The organism is Leucogemmata humicola, from assembly GCF_055379415.1.
In genome coordinates, this window is the sequence record NZ_AP040875.1 from 4,847,526 (window position 1) to 4,865,092 (window position 17,567).

Genomic DNA, 17,567 nt, shown 5'->3' on the forward strand with positions numbered 1-17,567 from the left:
ATGCAGGTAAGGCTTGGGGCCCTGCAACGGGGCCATCGCAATCGCATTCGTGAAATTTTGGACGCGACCTCGGTGTTCCGAGAAGAAGAGGTCGCGATTGCACTCGAACTGTTCGACGAGACCTTCGCGGTGGGACCGGCCCGGGCGCCGTACGATCCGGGCGACGGCGTGGCGAATTACGAGTTTGTCGGGTCGTTCTCCCGCGAAGGTCAACTCATCGGGTACGTGTGCTATGGCGCAACGCCGGGTACGGACCGTGTGTACGATCTCTATTGGATCGCGACACACCCGGCGTTTCAGGGCGAGGGCGCAGGGTCGTTGTTGCTCGATGAAGTCGAGCGACGACTGCGTCAGCGAGAAGCACGAATGTTGGTCGTCGAAACGTCGTCGCGTAGTGACTATGCCGGAACACGCCACTTCTACGAAGCACGCGGGTACCGTCACGCAGCAACGGTCACGGATTTTTACGCGCCCGGGGACGATCGCGTCATCTACACGAAGCGCTTTGCAGCAGTAGAGAATTCCCTCCTCCATTCCAGACAGAACGCGGAGTCGTCACGCAATGAGTGACTGGCAGAAGGCCCTCCACAGCAGCGTGGACACCCTCGACAAACTCGCCGAGAAGTTCGGGCGAGACGTCATCGACGTCGAGGCGCTCCAGCCCGCGTTCGACAATTTCCAGATGCGCATCACGCCCAACTCCTTGGACACGATCAAGGAAGTCGGCGATGCGATGTGGCAGCAGTACATCCCCACGACGCAGGAGCTCGACATCATCGACGGGGTGATCGACTCCCTCGATGAAGACGGCGACTCGCCCGTTCCGAACATCACGCACCGGTATCCGGACCGCGTGCTGTTCCTCGTCAGCCCGGTCTGCGCGAGCTACTGCCGCTTCTGCACGCGGCGCCGCAAAGTCGGCGATCCGGAAAAGATTCCGCTCAACCAGTACGATTCGGCCTTCGCGTACATCGCCGAGCACCCGGAAATCCGCGACGTCATTTTGTCTGGCGGCGATCCGATGATGCTCTCCGACCGGCGCCTGGAGTACATCTTCCAGAAGCTTCGCGAGATCCCGCACATCGAGATCATCCGACTCGGCAGCCGCATCACGAGCCACCTGCCGTCGCGTATCACGCCCGAATTCTGCGAGATGGTCAAGAAGTACCATCCCGTGTACATGAACACGCACTTCAATCATCCGAACGAGCTCACGCCAGAAACCGTGGCGGCTCTCGGTCGCCTGGCCGACGCCGGGGTTCCGCTCGGCTGCCAGACGGTCCTGCTGCGCGGCGTGAATGACGACCCGATGATCATGAAGGAGCTGATGCAGAAGCTCCTCAAGGCGCGCGTGCGGCCGTACTACATCTATATGGCTGACCAGGTTGCCGGCGGTGAGCACTTCCGCACCACGGTCGAGAAGGGCCTGGAGATCGTGAAGGCGCTGCGCGGATGGACCTCGGGCCTCGCCGTCCCACACTTCGTGATCGACGCGCCAGGAGGCGGCGGCAAGGTTCCGCTCCTTCCGGAGTACGTCGAGGAGATCAACGAAGACGAAGTGATCTTCCGGAACTATGAAGGCCAGCGTTTCGTGTACAAGCAGCCGCGTCAGCCCGCGATCGCCGCATCGGCGTGCGGAGACGCAGCGGCGGCCGAGTCAGACATCGTCCCAATTCAGGTTGGCAAAAAGACGCGAACTCGCGCCTCGAGCTCCAAGAAGGCGGTCGGAAGAAAACGAAAGACCGGAACTTGAGCGAGAAGGGCCGAGCAGTGAGAGGGTGAAAGGCGAAAGCCTTTCACCTTTTTCTTTCCCGGACATTTAGTCTTCACTTACAGCTCGCTCCACTATGCGTCTCGTCATTGCCGTGGTTGCCACTCTGGTCGCCGCCGTTCCCGTCATCGCCCAGTCTGCAAAGCGGGCCGACGTCGTCTACGAGGCGACGATCAGCGACCTCCAGGCGTCGATGACGACCGGGCGTGCCACCTCGGTGAGTCTCGTCGACGGCTATCTCGCGCGTATTGCCGCGTACGACCATCACGGCCCAGCGCTCAATGCCGTGATTCGGCTGAATCCTCGCGCGCGCGCTGATGCCGCAGCGCTCGACGCCGAGCGGAAAGCCGGCAAGGTGCGCGGGCCGTTGCACGGAATTCCCGTCATCCTCAAGGACAACTACGCCACGCGTGGCATGCCGACTTCAGCGGCTTCAATCGCGTTGGCGGATCTCGACCTTCCCGATGACGCGTTCCAGGTTCGCCGCCTGCGTGAGGCTGGCGCGGTGATCCTTGGAAAGTCGAACATGAACGAACTCGCCGCGGGAATATCTGGCATGAGTTCGCTCGGTGGACAGACGTGCAACCCGTACAATCCGGATAGAAATCCAGGCGGCTCGAGTGGCGGCAGCGGTGCGGCGGTCGCCGCAAGCTTCTCGACCATCGCCTGGGGTTCCGACACGTGCGGCTCTATTCGCATTCCGTCCGCGGTGCACAACCTGTTCGGGCTGCGCCCAACGAAAGGACTCTCGAGCATCAACGGTATCGTTCCGCTCTCGCATTCACAGGACGTCGGCGGCCCGATTGCTCGCACGGTGATGGACCTCGCGATCGCGCTGGATGCGACTGTCGGGCGCGACGCGGGCGACCCAGCGACGAGCATTCTCGACGGAAAGCCGCTTCCGCAGTTCGTCCGCTCACTCGATACCGCATCGCTTAGAGGCAAACGGCTGGCTGTTCTCGCGTCATATTTCGTTGTCGACGCCGACGATCAGGAAGGCGCCACCGTCGTCCGCGCCGCAATCGAGAAGATGAAAGCGCGAGGCGCCGAGGCAATCGATGTCGCCATTCCGGGACTCGACACGTTGCTTCGAGGCTCCCGACTCGACGACTACGAGGTGAAGTACGACCTCATCGACTTCTTCGCCAAGGTCGGTGCGCCAGTCACCGGACTCTCCGACATTCTCGCTCGAGGCTTGTACCACGAGGGACTCGAGCAAGCGTTCCGTCGTCGCGATAGTCTCGGCACGCGCGACAACGCAGCCTATCGCGAGGCGCGAGCGCGCGGCGCAGCAGCCCGCGCTCTGGTCATCGCGTTCCTCGACGCCAACCACTACGACGCGTTGGTCTATCCGACGATGCGTCGAAAGGCCGCGCTCATCGGTGAGCCCGCGCGCGGGTCGACGTGCGAACTGAGCGCAGTCAGCGGACTGCCGGCGCTCAGCATGCCTGCCGGCTTCACGCCCGATGGAATGCCGATCGGCGTCGAGTTGCTCGGTCGACCCCTCGCCGACGCCAACCTTCTCGCTCTCGCCTTCGACTACGAACAGTCGACCCATCCACGGCGCGCGCCGAGTACGACTCCACCGCTCGTCGACGGTCGCGCGCCGAAGCCAGTTGCGTTCGCGACATCGGCGACCAGCAACGGCGCCACCGCACACGGCGCCTTCACGTTCGACGCGACGCGTCGAATGCTCACGTATGACATCCAGGTATCCGGCGCTCCGGCGACGAAGGTGTTCGGCGTGAACCTCACACGTGATAGCGCCGGCAAACCCGGTCCGATCGTTCGGCAACTCACGGGTCCGGGCGTGCGACAGTCGAAGGGGTCGCTGATACTCGGCGACCAGGAGCGACGGGCGCTGCTGTCCGATCGCCTCGCGTTCGTGCTCTTTACGAATGGAACGACTGGACCGCAGGCCAGGGCTCTGATTCGCGCGCGCTGAATTTCGACGCCGGCAAACCATTCGGCGGTGCCGAACGACTGTAGGGTGCATGAATCAATCACCCGCATCACCAATCCCGGACGTCCAGCTGGTTCTCGCCGTCCAGCGCGACGGATCGGACTCGGCATTCAGCGTTCTCTATGACCGCCACACTCCGCGCGCGCTGCAGACCGCTTGGCGAATACTCGGCGGCAACGCGGCCGAGGCCGAGGATGCCGTGCAGGAGGCGTGGGTCCGCGCGATCGCGTCGCTCGATGCCTGGAATCGCGGTGATTCGTTCGGCGCCTGGCTCCGCGGCATCGCCGCTCACGTGGCGATCGATCAGCTGCGGCGCGAGCAACGACTGACGTTCACGAACGACCTCGAAATCGCCGCTCCCGAACAGAGTATCGAGCACATCGACCTCGAGGCGGCGATCGCGGCGCTAGCCCCGGGTTATCGATCCGTTCTCGTGCTGCACGACGTCGAAGGGTTCACTCACGAAGAGATTGCCGAGCAGCTCGGCATCACGGCGGGAACTTCGAAAGGACAACTATTCAAGGCGAGGCGCGCCGTGCGTGCGCGACTCGTAGCAAATCCAGTGGAGAGGTCGAATGGCTACACACGATGAATTCAACGAAGACCAATGGACGGCCGAAGAGCAGGCGCTCTTCGCGTCGCTCTCACGCGAGCGTGCTCCGTCGCCGAAGCTCAAGGTGCGAACGACCGAGGCGGTGCGTCGTCGGATCGCTGCCGCGCCGATCGAACGGCGACCATCGCGGCGAACCTTCGTTCTCGCGGCGGCGGCGTGTCTGATTTTCATCGCCGGCGCGGTCGTTGGGTTTGCCGCCGCCAGACGAGCGACTCGATCGCCGGCAGAGCCGCCGGTCGCGGCGACAGGGCAGGCCGTCGCCCGCGCGAACAGCGCGATCCTCATCGTTCAACCAACGGGGAACGTCGTATGGTACTGACTTCTAGACGAATTGCGGCGATCACCGTGTTAGCGTTCTTACACGCCGCCACCGTCGCGGCACAGCGCGGAGCACAACCGGGCGGAGCGCGCCCGGGCGAAATTCGAACGATGTTGTTCGGCTTCGCGCTTGGTTGCCTGGACTGCCCGCCGGGTGAAGGCGCCCGCGGGCGGGGCCGAGGCACCGCGCCCGTGGTTTCCTTTCGAAGCTTCCCGCAGGTGCTGTCCGTCGCACCCGGTAGTGCTGCGGAACTCGCGGGCGTGAAAGAGGGGGACGTGCTTCAGTCCATCGACGGTTTGTCGGTACTCAGCGATTCCGGCTCGACGCGCCTCTCGCGCGCCGTCGAGGGCGAGAAGGTCCGTCTCACCTTCGAGCGAAACTCGAAGCCACTCGAGATTTCGCTCGTCCTCGGCCCCGTCGCCCGGAAATCCGGACCGACGCAAATCCTGTCGGGATACCTCGCCTTGCAGACCGGCGACGGCGACATGAAACTGGAAATCTGGAGCGACGATCCGGTTTTCGTCCAAGAGCCAAGAACCAGCGACGACCACGGTGAGATCGTTCTTAAGATCGGCGAGAAAACGCTCATGCGACTGCGGCTCAAGAAGGATTCGACTGGCACGTTTGGAGGCAGGCCGGCTCGAGGAAAACCCGATGAGCCTCACGAGCCTCCCCCACGCTGACCCATGAGGAAACGCAAACGGCACACCGCGCTGGGCGCAGTGTGCCGTTTCTCGTTCCGCCTGCGGTCAATGCGTGGCCGCCAGCTCCTCTTCGCGTTCTTTCGCGTGCTCCTCGATAACCTTCTGTGCAACTTCGGTCGGCGCCTCTTCGTAGCCTTTGAACTGTCGATGAAACACCGCACGCCCCTGCGTCATCGACTGAATCGAACTCGCGTAGCTATGTAGCTCGGCCTGCGGCACCACAGCACGAATGATCGTTTCGTTGTCGCCCGGCTCCGTGCCAAGAATGTGGCCGCGACGAGATGACAGATCGCCGAGCACGTCGCCCATGTAGTCGTCGGGCGTGTGGATCTCGAGTTCGTCGAGCGGCTCGAGCAGCACTGGCTTGCACTTCGCCGCCACGGCCTTGAACGCGAGAATGCCGGCCATTTTGAACGACATTTCGTTCGAATCGACCGTGTGATACGACCCGTCGAAAATCTCGACCCGGAAATCGACGAGCGGAAAACCGGCGAGCACTCCACGCACCGCTGCTTCCTGAATTCCCTTGTCGACCGCGGGAATGAAGCCGCGCGGAATCGCGCCACCCACGATCTCGTCGACGAAGGTGTAGCCCGCCCCGCGCTGCTGCGGCGCGAATCGCACCCAACAGTCACCGAACTGGCCGCGGCCGCCCGACTGCTTCTTGTGTCGCCCCTGCCCTTCGCCCTTGCCTCGAATCGTTTCGCGATACGCGATGCGTGGCTTCGACAGCTCGGCAGTCACCCCGAATTTTCGTTTGAGCTTGGCCGTGCTCACCTCGAGATGCCGTTCGCCCAACCCCGACACGAGTGTCTCGTGCGTCTCGGCGTTGTAATGCACTTCGAAGGTCGGATCTTCGTCGTGCAGACGATGAAGACCCTGCTGCAGCTTTTCTTCGTCGGCGCGAGCCGTGGCGTGAACCGCCATGACAATCTGGCCTTCGGGGAACTGAATCAGCGGCAGGCGGACGGGATGAACGCGCGTAGACAGCGTGTCGTTGGTATGCGTGTTCCGCAGTTTGGCGACGCAGCCAATGTCGCCGGCGTGCAAGCGCGGCACTTCGATGCGCTCCCGGCCCTGTGCGATAGAAAGGTGATTCAGCTTTTCGACGCCGCTTCGCGTGGCGTTGTAAAGCTCGTCGCCGTTGTTGATCGTGCCCGAGAAGAGCCGGAAGAACGTCACGTCGCCGACGTGCGGCTCGGAGGTCGTCTTGAAGACGTGCGCTGCACACGGCCCGTCGTCCTTGGCGTGAATCTCGACCGTCGCCTCGCCCTCGGCGCCTTTGAACGCGTGGACTTCTTCCATTTCGTAGGCGTTCGGCATCAACTCGACGATCGTCGACAGCACCGCCTGAACACCGTAGTTCAACTCGCTCGACACGCAGAAAAGCGGGAAGAGCTCCATGCGCTTCATCGCCTCCTTCATGCCGGCGATGGCTTCGTCACGCGTGATCTCGCCGCCCTCGAGGTAGTGTTCGAGGAGCGTGTCGTCCGTGGCCGAAATGGATTCGATCAACTCATTGTAGTAGCGATGGAACTGCTCTTCGGCCTCGGGTGGAATCTCCGTCTCTTCGTATTCCCCCGTCTTCACGCCGCGCTTGAACTGATGCGCGCGCCGAGTGAAGAGGTTCACGATGCCGTGAAAGCTTGCGCCCTCGCCGATCGGGATCTCGACCGGAATGACCTTGTTGGTCAGCCGCACTTTGATCTGCTGATAGATGCGATCGAAGTCGGCGTGCTCCTTGTCCATCATGGAGACGACGAACAGCACGGGGTCGCGACGCTTGACGGCCTCGCGGAACATGCGCTCGGTGCCCGTCTCTACGCCCGCCGTGGCGGGAATGACGCACAGCGCACCGTCGGCAGCGGCGAGACCGGCGACCGCGTCGCCCTGAAAGTCGAGGTACCCTGGTGTGTCGATGAGATTGATCTTGGCGTCCTGCCATTCGGCGAACGCGGGACCGAGATTGATCGAATATCCTCGTTCGATTTCTTCGGGACCTGTGTCGGTGAGGGCAGTGCCGTCTTTCACCGACCCGTGACGCTTCGAGCTTCCTGACACAAAGGCGAGCGCATCGACCAAACTGGTCTTACCGCTCGCCCCGTGACCTACCACCGCGATGTTGCGGATTTCCGAGCCCTTGTACTCCCTCATAGCATTGGACTCCTGCGCGAAAGGCCGTTACGGCAGAGTACCGATTCGCGGGGCTGCTTCGAGCCACGCACGCAGGGCCTCGTCGCCAACGGAATTGTCCAGGCGCGCCAGATTCACGATGATCGCACGTCCCGAATTCCGCCCGTCGCTGATGCAGGTGAAGATCATGGCTTCGCCGATATGAGCGGCGCTCCATAGTCTCCCTCTGTCATCGGCGAACACGCGGTCGCCGGTCGATGGAGTAAGATTCGTGCTGCGCGGGGACACCCTTGGCATTGCTATCCTCACCCTGGTCATCGTGACACTGCTGTCACGAAGCGGGGGAGTCAAGGGGCTGCCGGCTGGGGCCGGTTTGGATCGCCCCAACGGGCCGAGCGGTGAGGGCAAAAGAAATGGGCGACGCTTGCGCGCCGCCCATTTTACCGCTCTGACAAGTCAGGTTCCGTTCTAGTCTCCCTCGGTTTCGAATGCGAGGCCGTCTGCCTCCCGAAGCCGCTCCATGACCGTCTCGAGCGGTGCGAACACCGGCGCGGTGATACCGACGATCGGTCCGATCGAAACGCTGATCGCCCGTCGTGCGCCTTCTGGCCAATCGGGCATCGAGAGCCCCGCGACCAGCCTTCGAATCAACTGCCCACACTCGAGCAACAACTGCTTTGCCGTCGAATGCAGAATCTCGAGTGGAATCTCGAGATCGCTCGTTACGAGCTGACCTGTTGCATCTCTCCAGGCAGCATCTCCAACCGCTCCCCGTTCTGGCCACACACCGAGATGTCGAATCGCCTCGGTTCTTCCGTCGTTTGTTCTGTGCGACTCGACGGCTGCGGCTAGTGCGAGCGCCAACGACTCCGGACTTGGTTCCCCGTACAGCGTCACGATGTCTCGCGACGGCCGCTCCGATGAATGCAACGGCGACGGGACGGAGTTCACATGCGCCAGCACCGGCGAGTGATCGGGGTTTTCCTCGAGCATTACGAGGATGTCCATACCCCCCTCCTGAAATGGAAACTGCTCCACCATCACTACCACCTCGACGATCGCCGGCTCCTACGAGTTTCAAACCGGTGAACGTTTTTACATCACCTAATCGAAACCCACCAACCGACAATTGTTCCTTGTACAACCGCCTCGTACAGCGCTCGGTCACATCTGTTTCGGAGCGTTACGCGAGTGCTGCAATCAACCGTGCATTTCGCGGTATGGTCGGGCATATCGCATGCCCACTACGAGTGCGATCGTCAGAATCACCGCAAAGGTCACGCGATCGCCGAGCGTGAGCGTGCTCGCAATTCCGGCACCGGTGAAGTGCGCCACGAGCCACGACGTCGTGAAGTTGGCAACGCCCACGACGATCGCAGCAGCAACACGGTTCAGGCGGTCGGCGAGCCAGACGAACACGAGGGTCCATAGAAGCATCGAGGCCACGTGCAGGCCGATTCCGATGATGACCGTGGTCGCGCTTCCGCCGCTCGCAGCTCGCCGAGCGAGCACAGAACCAATCGCGGCGAACGGTAGTGACACGCTGCCGGCTCGATGACCCATCGCGATGAGCGCGCCTGTTGTCGCCGCGGCAACGACGCCGCCGACGACGCGAAAACTGGAGGGTTGGGTCACGCCACAAAACAAGCGGGCACGCGATGCCGACTCAAGTGGCCGTCGCGTTTTTTCCCCTTGGTACAACGCCGATTTTAAAGAATCGTAGGCAACTTTCGGTTCGTCACTTGCTCGGCTCTGTCCCAGCAGTAACTTCACCCACCGATGCATGCAGCAGCCCACCTCACCACGATTCTCGTCGTGGAAGACAGTCCCGATGTCGTTGAACTGCTCCGACGAGTTCTGAGCGAGCAGGGGTACGTCGTTCGTACGGCTTCCGATGGCGACACGGGACTGGAAAGCGCCCTCGAGAACGAACCAGACCTCCTGATTCTCGACGTAGGTCTCCCCTTCCGAAGCGGCTTCGACGTCGTCCAGGAGCTCAGGGTCAAGGGGATCAACGCGCCCACGCTCATGCTCACCGCGCGCGGTGAGGTCGCTGACCGCGTCACCGGGCTTGAGTGCGGCGCGGACGACTATCTCACGAAACCATTCGATACTGACGAGTTGGTGGCGCGAGTGCGCGCGCTTTTGCGCCGCGCCACGTCGCATGGTCGCGTCCCTCGCCTGTGCGTGGGCGACGTCGTTCTCGATCCGATCACCCGCGAAGTCTCGCGCGGCAACAGACAGCTCATGCTGACGCAGCGTGAGTTCGCGCTGCTCGAATACTTGATGAAGAACGCGGGACATCCGCTCACGCGGTCAGCCATCGCCCAGCAAGTCTGGCGTCAGACGCCCATCGACGTCGACGAAACGAATATCGTCGACGTGTACGTCACCTATCTCCGCCGTAAGCTCGACGCCGAGGGCGATGAGCCGATGCTGCACACGGTTCGTGGCACCGGATACGTACTGCGCGCCGTTGAGTAGCAAGCCGTCGAGTAGCAGATAGAACAAAGGCCCCGGCGACGAATCGCCGGGGCCTTTTGCTTCTACGTCGTGGAGATCGACTCTAGAATCCGTCGACGATCGGCGCTGGCGTCTCGACGCAGTTCGGATCGTTGGGCGACGGGTCGCACGGCATTCCGCCGACGACGTTGTAGCCGCTGAAATGCTTCACCCGGCGCCAGATGACGCCCGTGCGAAGGTTGATGTGTGTCAGCAGGCTCGAGTCGAACGCGGCGTCAGTCACGCCCGTCGCACCGAGATCGGGAGTGTAGTACATCCCGAAATAGCGCAGCAGCGACGGATTCAACGCGAACAGCGGTCGCAGGTTCGTGAGAATCGGTGCATACATCCCAGTCGAGAGCGTTACCTGTGCGCTCGGACTGAAGCGAAGGGCTGGGCTGAAATCGATGACCGGGCCACCGTTGGCGAAGCCGAACGTCGCCGTCACCGTGATCGACTCGCCGTCGCCGAGCGTGACGCACGGCGAATCCCATTGCCCGGGACCGTAGCTGCTGCCCAAAACGCAGACGCCGTTCGCCGGAACGTTCAACGTGTAAAAGCCATCACCGACGTTGTAGCTACCACCAGCCGACGTCAGAGCGAAGCTCGCAGTACGAAAACCGCCGAAGCGGAATGGACCGCTGTAGTCGAGCGACGGATGGTCGGCCGCAGTGACGGTTCGCGCCGCTGGCTCACGCGGACTCGTCGGCGAGTCCGAACAACCCGTGATGCCAGCGATCGTACAACCCGCGATCATGATTCGAATCAGTCCGCGCATGATTGACCGTTTGGGTGGGAAACCGACGTTACCGACTTGCTCGATCGCATCCGCGTGACGATGCAACTCGTCACAGGATACCGAGGCGAACACTATCTAGCCAGACCTAGCCGTACCGCGCTGTGAGCCCAGTCACCGTTGAGCTAGCAGATCGTAACGTCTTGTCATTTCAGCATATCCAAGCTTCCGAACACGGTCGCTATACCTCGTAATCGACGACCGAATTGCGTCACGATCGAACTCCACCAGCGATTCAGCGCACACAGCCGTCAGCCAAGCCGCCGAGTATAGATCAGATGTTTCCGCCAGAGCAAGCGCAGACGTGAACCGACCGAACCCCTCGATCGGCCGACCCTGCAGCACCGCCAGCCGGACAAATAGCGCCTCGGCGATCTCTCGGCCCTGGAACCAGTCGGGGCGCTCACCGATCCTCGCCTGCAACTGATTGGTCGCGTCACGCGCGGCCGCCTCTCGACCCAGTTCGAGCGCACACAGACCAGCGCCTGCGATCGCGCCAATCTCGATATCCGCTTGGCCAATCCGCTGGGCCAACGGAATCGTCGCTTCATACAACTCGGCCGCGGAATCCCAGAGCCCGAGTTCCCGCTCGACATGCGCCATGTTGAAGAGCGCGGCGAGCTGATACTCGCTCTGCTTGACCGCCGCAAAGAGTGCGAGCGCCTCGACGAACAATTCGCGTGCGCGATCGTAGTCACCGCACTTCTGTGACAGCACGCCCAGGTTGAGCGCAGCGAGACCCCAACGATCGGGCATTCCACCAGAACGAGCCACCGCGATCGCGCGACCGTACGCTTCAATCGCCTCATCGAGGCGCGACTCGAACTGCGCCGCAACACCAAGGTTTCCGAGACTCAGCGCCTGACGGCGCGCATCACCGATGCTTTCGGAGAGCGCGAGTGCTCGAGCATAGATCGCGTACGCGCGGCCGGGCGCCTCGCTGAGTAGCGCATTGCCCAGCCGAATCAGGGCGTCAGTCAGCAATGCAGAATCGCCGAGCTTCTCTGCCATCTCGACCGCTTCGGTCGCGATCCGCTCCGCGGTGCGTTGATCGCCTAGTCGGCCGTACGTCTGGGAGGTCGCGAGAAGGATCGCGACGCGTTCGCTGTCGAAACCCAGTCTTTTGGCTTCCGCATCCAGCGTGATCATGGCCTCGAGCGTTTTGCGCGCCGGTTGCGCCAGTTCCATTCGCGCACGCTCGCGCATTCGCCGCAGCGTCAGCGCTCGACGCTCATCGGCCTGCCCGTCGAACCACTCGATTGCCAGATCGCACAGCTCTTCAACTTCGTCGAACCGACCACCGGTCTCCGCCACATGCGCCAGCGCGACGCGAATCTCCGCGAGCTCGGCTGGCGTCGTCGCATTTCGCCCTGCAACCTGTAGGTAGAGCCCGGCCGCTCCGTGCGCGTGCACGCGGTCAGCCATCTTCGACGCCGCCTGCGCCGCGCGATAGGCGTCGGCCTTCTCACCCGCCGCATCGAAATGCAGGGCGATTTCGCCCGCACGCTCTGGGTGCCGACGTTCGAGCGCGAGCGCAACGCGCGCGTGAAGCTGACGCTCGCGATCGTGCGGAATCGCATCGACGAGAACGTCGGCGATCTCCCCGTGAGCAAACAGGTAGCCGCCGTGGCGCCGCTCATACGTCGCGCGCAGCAATCCAGCGGTCACTGCTTCGGAGATCGCGAGCCGCACCGCCGGCTCGCTTCCAGCGCCAGCTCCAACGAGCAACCCAACGTCGAACTCGTGTCCTACGATCGCCGCGGTGTTCAGCACCGCCTGCGTGCTCGACGAAAAGCGACCGAGTCTCTGCGAAATCAATTCGCTGCGGCTGGCTGGAAGGCGGAGTTCCGACACCGGACTCCACTCCCAGCGCGTTCCGTTGTGCCAGATCGCGCCCTCTTCGATCAGCGCCCGGAGCATCTGCGCAATGAACAGTGCGTTGCCTTCGGTGTGCCGGTAGAGAAAGGCCAGAAACTCGCGGCCGACCTGCTGGCGATGGAACGCCGCCTCGAGCCACTGCTTCACATCGTCGCGCGTCAGTCGCGATAGCACGATCTCGCGCGCGATCTCGTGCCGACTCAACATCTGGCGGTGCGGCGACGTGTCGTACGTTGGATCGGGACGATGCGCGAGACAGATCAACAGACGATCGGTGTCCAGCTGCGCGAGCAGTTGCTCGACTGCGTCCCACGAGGTCGAATCCGCAAACTGCATCTCGTCGAGCACGATCACGAGCGGACGATCAGCGGCGAGCGCGCGAAAGTATTCAGTGAGTTCGCCGAGTAGGCGGTACTGGCTTCCTGTTGGAGAGGCGCTCGCGGTTGGGCTTCCGAGTGACGGCTCGAGATGCTGCAGTTCGTGCCATTCGCGCTTTGGTGCGGTCGGGAATCGATGCGTCGCTCGCAGGAGCGAGCTCCACACGCCGTACGGAGGCCGCACGAGCGCATTTGGCGACGTGCCCATCGCGAACACTCCGCCACGCAGTCGCACCTCGGCCTCGAGCTGTCGAAGCAGCGTCGCGGTCCCAGTTCCCGCATCACCGAACACAGAGACCACGCGCGGTTGGCCAGCGCACGCTTCGTCGAGCCAGCCGACGAGTGATGCCCATTCTTCCACGCGGCCAGCAAAACGATCGATCGCGAGCGGACGATGTAGCGCTTCGTGATGCGGCAGCGGCGCCGCGAGGGCACCGTCTCTGCCCTGTGCCTGAACACGACTCAACGCGACACGTGCCGGCTTGAGCACGGACTCCCATGACGTGCCGTGCTCGGGCGCGGCGGCGGTACCGACGGACAGTGTGAGTGGTCCGAGCCCCGGACCGAACGAGTGATTTCGAATGGCCGCGCAAATTCGCTCGGCAACCGATCGGCCGTCGTCCGCAGTTGCGCCGGGGAGCACCATCACGATCGTGCCGTCGACAAAGCCGACGTGGTCGTCGGCACGAAGCATGTGCCGAACAATGTCGGCAACGGCTCCGTCGGAGATGGTCGCCGCCCTTCCGGAGGGGTCGGACGGCGGATCAATCTCCGAAACCAGTACGGCCACTGGCTGCTTCGGAACGGTTCGAGAGACGGCGGCCTGGGCAGCCGAGATGAACTCGTCCGACGACCTGTAAAAGATTGGCACGACTAGGTTTGCGACCTGCTCAGGGATTCGGGCAATCGGCGGCTGCGCCGACTCGTCAACCGTAGACCTCGCGCACAGCAGGCGCAAGAGCGCGCTGGACGTTTATTAACGCCGCCCGGCCCGTCGCGTCTACTCAGCAGCGGGTCGACGGTTTCCGATCACCGGGTGTACCATCATGCGCAAGCTTGTCGTTTTCCTATCCGTAGCGGCCGCGATTCCCTGCGTTGCCCAGGCGCCCAAGTCGGCGCCCAAGGTGGCAGTGACGGCGGCACCAACGGGCGAACTCCTTCCTGACGAGCAGATTCAGCAAGTTCTGAATCGACTCACCTTCGGCCCGCGTCCTGGCGACGCCGCGAAGGTTCGCAGTATGGGAGTCGACCAGTGGATCGACGCGCAGTTGCACCCCGAGCGAATCGACGATCGCACGACCGAGCAGCTGATCGGTCAATACTCCGTGCTCAACATGAAGACCACGGACGTCATCCGCGACTACAACTCATTGCAGCAACTGCAACGCCAGGCGAAGAAGAACGCGAGCGCGGACGGCGACACCACGATGGACAAGAAAGACATTCGTCGTGAAGCCGCAATGGAAAATCCAAAGCTCGCCGCCGCGGCGCGTCAGACGCAGCAGTTCGTGGGTCAGCTACAGTCGGCCAAGCTCGCGCGTGCCGTAACGAGCGAACGTCAGCTGAACGAAGTGATGGTCGACTTTTGGGAAAACCATTTCAGTGTGTTCGCTGGCAAAGGTCAGACGCGTCTCTACCTCGCGCAGTACGATCGCGACGTCATTCGGCCGCATGCTCTGGGCAAGTTCCGCGATCTGCTCGGCGCCGTTGCCAAGAGTCCGGCGATGCTGTTTTTCCTCGACAACTGGCAGAGCGCGGCGGACAGCACGCGGCCAACACTCGTGGCGCGCAACGGTGGACGTGGCGGACGCCCCGGGCTTCGCCCTGGCATCATCGCGCGTCGGCCGGCGGGGGGATTCGGCGGCGCTGGGATGTTCCCGCCTGCAGTGCGCGAGCGAATGCAGAACGCCACGCCTGAAGAGCGCGCCCAGATCATGGAGCGAGCAAAGCAGCAGGCCAAGCGCGGTCTGAACGAGAACTACGCGCGTGAGTTGATGGAGCTCCACACGCTTGGCGTTGACGGCGGGTATACGCAGAAGGACGTCCAAGAAGTCGCGCGCGCGCTCACCGGTTGGACGTTCAACCGGCAGAACGGCGAGTTCGTCTTCAATCCAATGATCCACGATGCAGGCGAGAAGCTGATTCTCGGTCAGAAATTCCCCGGAGGTCGCGGTGAGGAAGAGGGCGAGCAGGTGCTCGATCTCGTTTCGCGTTCGCCGGCAACTGCGCGGTTCATCACGACGAAGCTCGCGCGCCATTTTGTGTCCGACGATCCGCCGCCGGTGCTTGTCGATCGCTGCTCCGACAAGTTTTCCAAGACCGATGGCGACATCCGTGAAACACTTCGCTGCATCATCACGTCGCCAGAATTCTTCAGTCGCTCGTCGTATCGCGCCAAGGTGAAGACGCCGTTCGAAGTCGTTGCTTCGGGCTTGCGAGCCGTCAATGCGCAGGCCGACAGCACGCCGCGCACGGCGCAGGTCGTCGCGCGACTCGGCCAGCCGATCTTTGGACGTCAGACGCCCGACGGTTGGCCCGATCGTGGTGACGCGTGGATGAATACCGGCGCAATTCTGAATCGCATCAACTTTGGCCTGAGTCTCGCAGCCGGTCAGGTACCGGGCGCGCGGCTCACGAGTTGGCCGCAGTACGACGCGGTGCGAGCGCTCAGTCGTCAGCAGCAGGTGGACAGCGTCGTAAAGTCGATGCTCGGCGGGCAGGTATCCGCCGAGACGCGTCAGGTGTTGATGAGCGGCGAGAATCCGATGTTGGCGAATGCATCTGCGAACGACGTGAACGGCATGATCATGAGCGACACTGATCCCGTGATGGGCCGGGGTCGCGCAGGTGGCGCGAAAGTGACGGCCAAGGATGCGGGCGGAAAGGGATTCCCACGCGGCCCGGGCGCGCAGTTGCCGGGATTTGGGCGGCAGGTGAATCTGCAGGGATTGGCGCAGGTAGTCGGGCTGGCGCTGGGAGCGCCGGAGTTTCAGCGGCGGTAGTAGTAGTCATCCTACGCCGCGCGCAGCGCGGCGTAGGATCTACTCTCACTCATCGGATTTCCGCTGGGTGAGCGGAGTTGAACAAGGTTCGATTTTGCGCGAGTAGATCTTCTGCTCGCTTCACTCGCGAGGATGACGATGAATCGCCGAATCTTCATGAAGTCTGGCGCGCTGGCGCTGGCCACGATGGGCCTCGACCCGACGTTCCTGCGAAAGACGGTTTTCGCGCAGGATCTGCTCAAGGGTGCCGCGCTCAACGGCAATGCGCGCGGCAAGACGCTGATCGTGCTCTTTCAGCGCGGTGCCGCCGACGCATTGAACGTCGTCGTGCCGCACGGCGAGCGCGCGTACTACACGATGCGCCCGTCGATTGCCATTCCGCGACCAGTCGCAGGCGCCGCACAGTCGGCGATCGACCTCGATGGATTCTTTGGACTGCACCCATCGCTGTCGCCATTCAAGCGCCTGTGGGATGACGGAATCCTCGCGCCAATCCACGCGGTGGGAAGTCCGAGCAACACTCGCTCGCACTTCGACGCGCAGGACTACATGGAGAGCGGCACCCCCGACAATAAGGGTACGCGCGACGGCTGGCTCAATCGCTATCTCGCGGTGAAGGGCACGTGCGACGAGTGCCATCTCGGTACGAACGCCAAGACGCCGGCTGGGGCGCCATTCAGAGCGGTAGCGATGACGCCGCAGACGCCGCGCATTCTCGAAGGTGGCGCGCCGACCGTAGCGATGAACAGCCTCGACGAGTTCACGATTCGAACCAACGGGTCGCAGGCTGAACGTATCGAAGCACTGTACCGCACCGGCAATGCCGACGTCGTCCATGCCGCGGGTGGTGAGATGTTCGAGGCGATGAAGATTCTCAAATCGGCGAACCCGCAACAGTACGTTGCCGGCAACGGTGCGGACTATCCGCGGTCGCCGTTCGGGAATCACCTGCGCCAGATCGCGCAGCTCATCAAGTCAGATGTTGGCCTCGAGATCGCTTTTGCCGACGTCGGCGGTTGGGATACGCACGTCAATCAGGGCGGCGCGACCGGACAACTGGCGCAGCGTCTCGACGACTTCTCGAAGTCGATTGCCGCGCTAGTGCAGGACCTTGGCGATCGAATGTCCGACGTCACCATTCTCACCATGTCGGAGTTCGGCCGCACGGCGCGACAGAATGGCAACGGCGGAACCGATCATGGTCACGCCACAGCGATGTTCGTCATCGGCGGCGACGTGAAGGGAAAGAAGGTCTACGGCAAGTGGCCCGGCCTGCAGCCCGAACAGCTGAACGAAGGCCGCGACCTGGCGCTGACGACCGACTTCCGTTCAGTGTTCTCTGAAATCGCTTTTAAGCACCTGGGTGCGGCGAAGATGGATGCGGTATTCCCGGGCTTCACAGGCGATTCGTCCAAATGGGTAGGCGTGCTATAAACGCTCAGCTCCGGCGATAGCAAAAGGCCCGACGCGGCGACACCGCGTCGGGCCTTTTTCGTACTCTCTACGCTA

The 17,567-nt window shown here is 62.8% G+C and carries 15 protein-coding genes; 9 read left to right on the top strand and 6 right to left on the bottom strand.

Translation table 11 applies throughout. From position 1 onward, the window contains the following. The 6 genes from AC6H4Z_RS20770 (at position 1) to AC6H4Z_RS20795 (ending at position 5,349) form a co-directional block, all read left to right on the top strand. The gene (locus AC6H4Z_RS20770) at positions 1-570 is read left to right on the top strand and encodes a GNAT family N-acetyltransferase (RefSeq protein WP_497543878.1); all 570 of its coding nucleotides are present in this window, start codon (positions 1-3) and stop codon (positions 568-570) included. Continuing rightward, positions 563-1,753, top strand: coding sequence for a KamA family radical SAM protein (locus AC6H4Z_RS20775; protein WP_497543879.1), 1,191 nt, complete (start codon positions 563-565; stop codon positions 1,751-1,753). The genes AC6H4Z_RS20770 and AC6H4Z_RS20775 overlap by 8 nt, the downstream gene beginning before the upstream one ends. 94 nt (positions 1,754-1,847) lie before the next feature. Continuing rightward, positions 1,848-3,716, top strand: coding sequence for an amidase family protein (locus AC6H4Z_RS20780; RefSeq protein WP_497543880.1), 1,869 nt, complete (start codon positions 1,848-1,850; stop codon positions 3,714-3,716). Between the two features lie 49 nt (positions 3,717-3,765). Then, complete coding sequence (locus AC6H4Z_RS20785) at positions 3,766-4,326, top strand: RNA polymerase sigma factor (protein ID WP_497543881.1); 561 nt, start codon at positions 3,766-3,768, stop codon at positions 4,324-4,326. Then, positions 4,310-4,666, top strand: a complete 357-nt coding sequence (locus AC6H4Z_RS20790; protein WP_497543882.1) for a hypothetical protein — start codon at positions 4,310-4,312, stop codon at positions 4,664-4,666. The genes AC6H4Z_RS20785 and AC6H4Z_RS20790 overlap by 17 nt, the downstream gene beginning before the upstream one ends. Beyond that, positions 4,657-5,349, top strand: a complete 693-nt coding sequence (locus AC6H4Z_RS20795) for a PDZ domain-containing protein (RefSeq protein ID WP_497543883.1) — start codon at positions 4,657-4,659, stop codon at positions 5,347-5,349. Before AC6H4Z_RS20790 ends, AC6H4Z_RS20795 begins: the two co-directional genes overlap by 10 nt. Positions 5,350-5,415: 66 nt before the next feature. On the opposite strand, the gene fusA is transcribed toward AC6H4Z_RS20795, so the two are convergent. From fusA to AC6H4Z_RS20815, 4 genes are all read right to left on the bottom strand, one after another. Beyond that, complete coding sequence (gene fusA, locus AC6H4Z_RS20800; RefSeq protein WP_497543884.1) at positions 5,416-7,524, bottom strand: elongation factor G; 2,109 nt, start codon at positions 7,522-7,524, stop codon at positions 5,416-5,418. Positions 7,525-7,551: 27 nt separating this feature from the next. Next, the gene (locus AC6H4Z_RS20805; RefSeq protein ID WP_497543885.1) at positions 7,552-7,800 is read right to left on the bottom strand and encodes a hypothetical protein; all 249 of its coding nucleotides are present in this window, start codon (positions 7,798-7,800) and stop codon (positions 7,552-7,554) included. Positions 7,801-7,971: 171 nt separating this feature from the next. Beyond that, positions 7,972-8,511 carry a hypothetical protein gene (locus AC6H4Z_RS20810; RefSeq protein WP_497543886.1) on the bottom strand — a complete coding sequence of 180 codons (540 nt, stop codon included), beginning with the start codon at positions 8,509-8,511 and terminating at the stop codon, positions 7,972-7,974. Positions 8,512-8,703: 192 nt separating this feature from the next. Further along, positions 8,704-9,138, bottom strand: a complete 435-nt coding sequence (locus AC6H4Z_RS20815) for a hypothetical protein (protein ID WP_497543887.1) — start codon at positions 9,136-9,138, stop codon at positions 8,704-8,706. Between the two features lie 144 nt (positions 9,139-9,282). Here AC6H4Z_RS20815 and AC6H4Z_RS20820 point away from each other — a divergent pair, with 144 nt between their 5' ends. Further along, positions 9,283-9,987, top strand: coding sequence for a response regulator transcription factor (locus tag AC6H4Z_RS20820; RefSeq protein ID WP_497543888.1), 705 nt, complete (start codon positions 9,283-9,285; stop codon positions 9,985-9,987). Between the two features lie 82 nt (positions 9,988-10,069). Here AC6H4Z_RS20820 and AC6H4Z_RS20825 read toward each other — a convergent pair whose 3' ends face one another. Together AC6H4Z_RS20825 and AC6H4Z_RS20830 are read right to left on the bottom strand one after the other, a co-directional pair. Then, positions 10,070-10,783, bottom strand: coding sequence for a hypothetical protein (locus AC6H4Z_RS20825; RefSeq protein WP_497543889.1), 714 nt, complete (start codon positions 10,781-10,783; stop codon positions 10,070-10,072). Positions 10,784-10,915: 132 nt separating this feature from the next. Further along, positions 10,916-13,846 carry an ATP-binding protein gene (locus tag AC6H4Z_RS20830; RefSeq protein WP_497543890.1) on the bottom strand — a complete coding sequence of 977 codons (2,931 nt, stop codon included), beginning with the start codon at positions 13,844-13,846 and terminating at the stop codon, positions 10,916-10,918. Positions 13,847-14,102: 256 nt separating this feature from the next. Here AC6H4Z_RS20830 and AC6H4Z_RS20835 point away from each other — a divergent pair, with 256 nt between their 5' ends. Then, positions 14,103-16,058 (top strand): DUF1800 domain-containing protein, encoded by a 1,956-nt coding sequence (locus AC6H4Z_RS20835; protein WP_497543891.1) that lies wholly within the window; start codon positions 14,103-14,105, stop codon positions 16,056-16,058. A gap of 138 nt (positions 16,059-16,196) precedes the next feature. Continuing rightward, positions 16,197-17,492, top strand: coding sequence for a DUF1501 domain-containing protein (locus AC6H4Z_RS20840; RefSeq protein ID WP_497543892.1), 1,296 nt, complete (start codon positions 16,197-16,199; stop codon positions 17,490-17,492). The last annotated feature ends 75 nt before the right edge of the window (positions 17,493-17,567 follow it).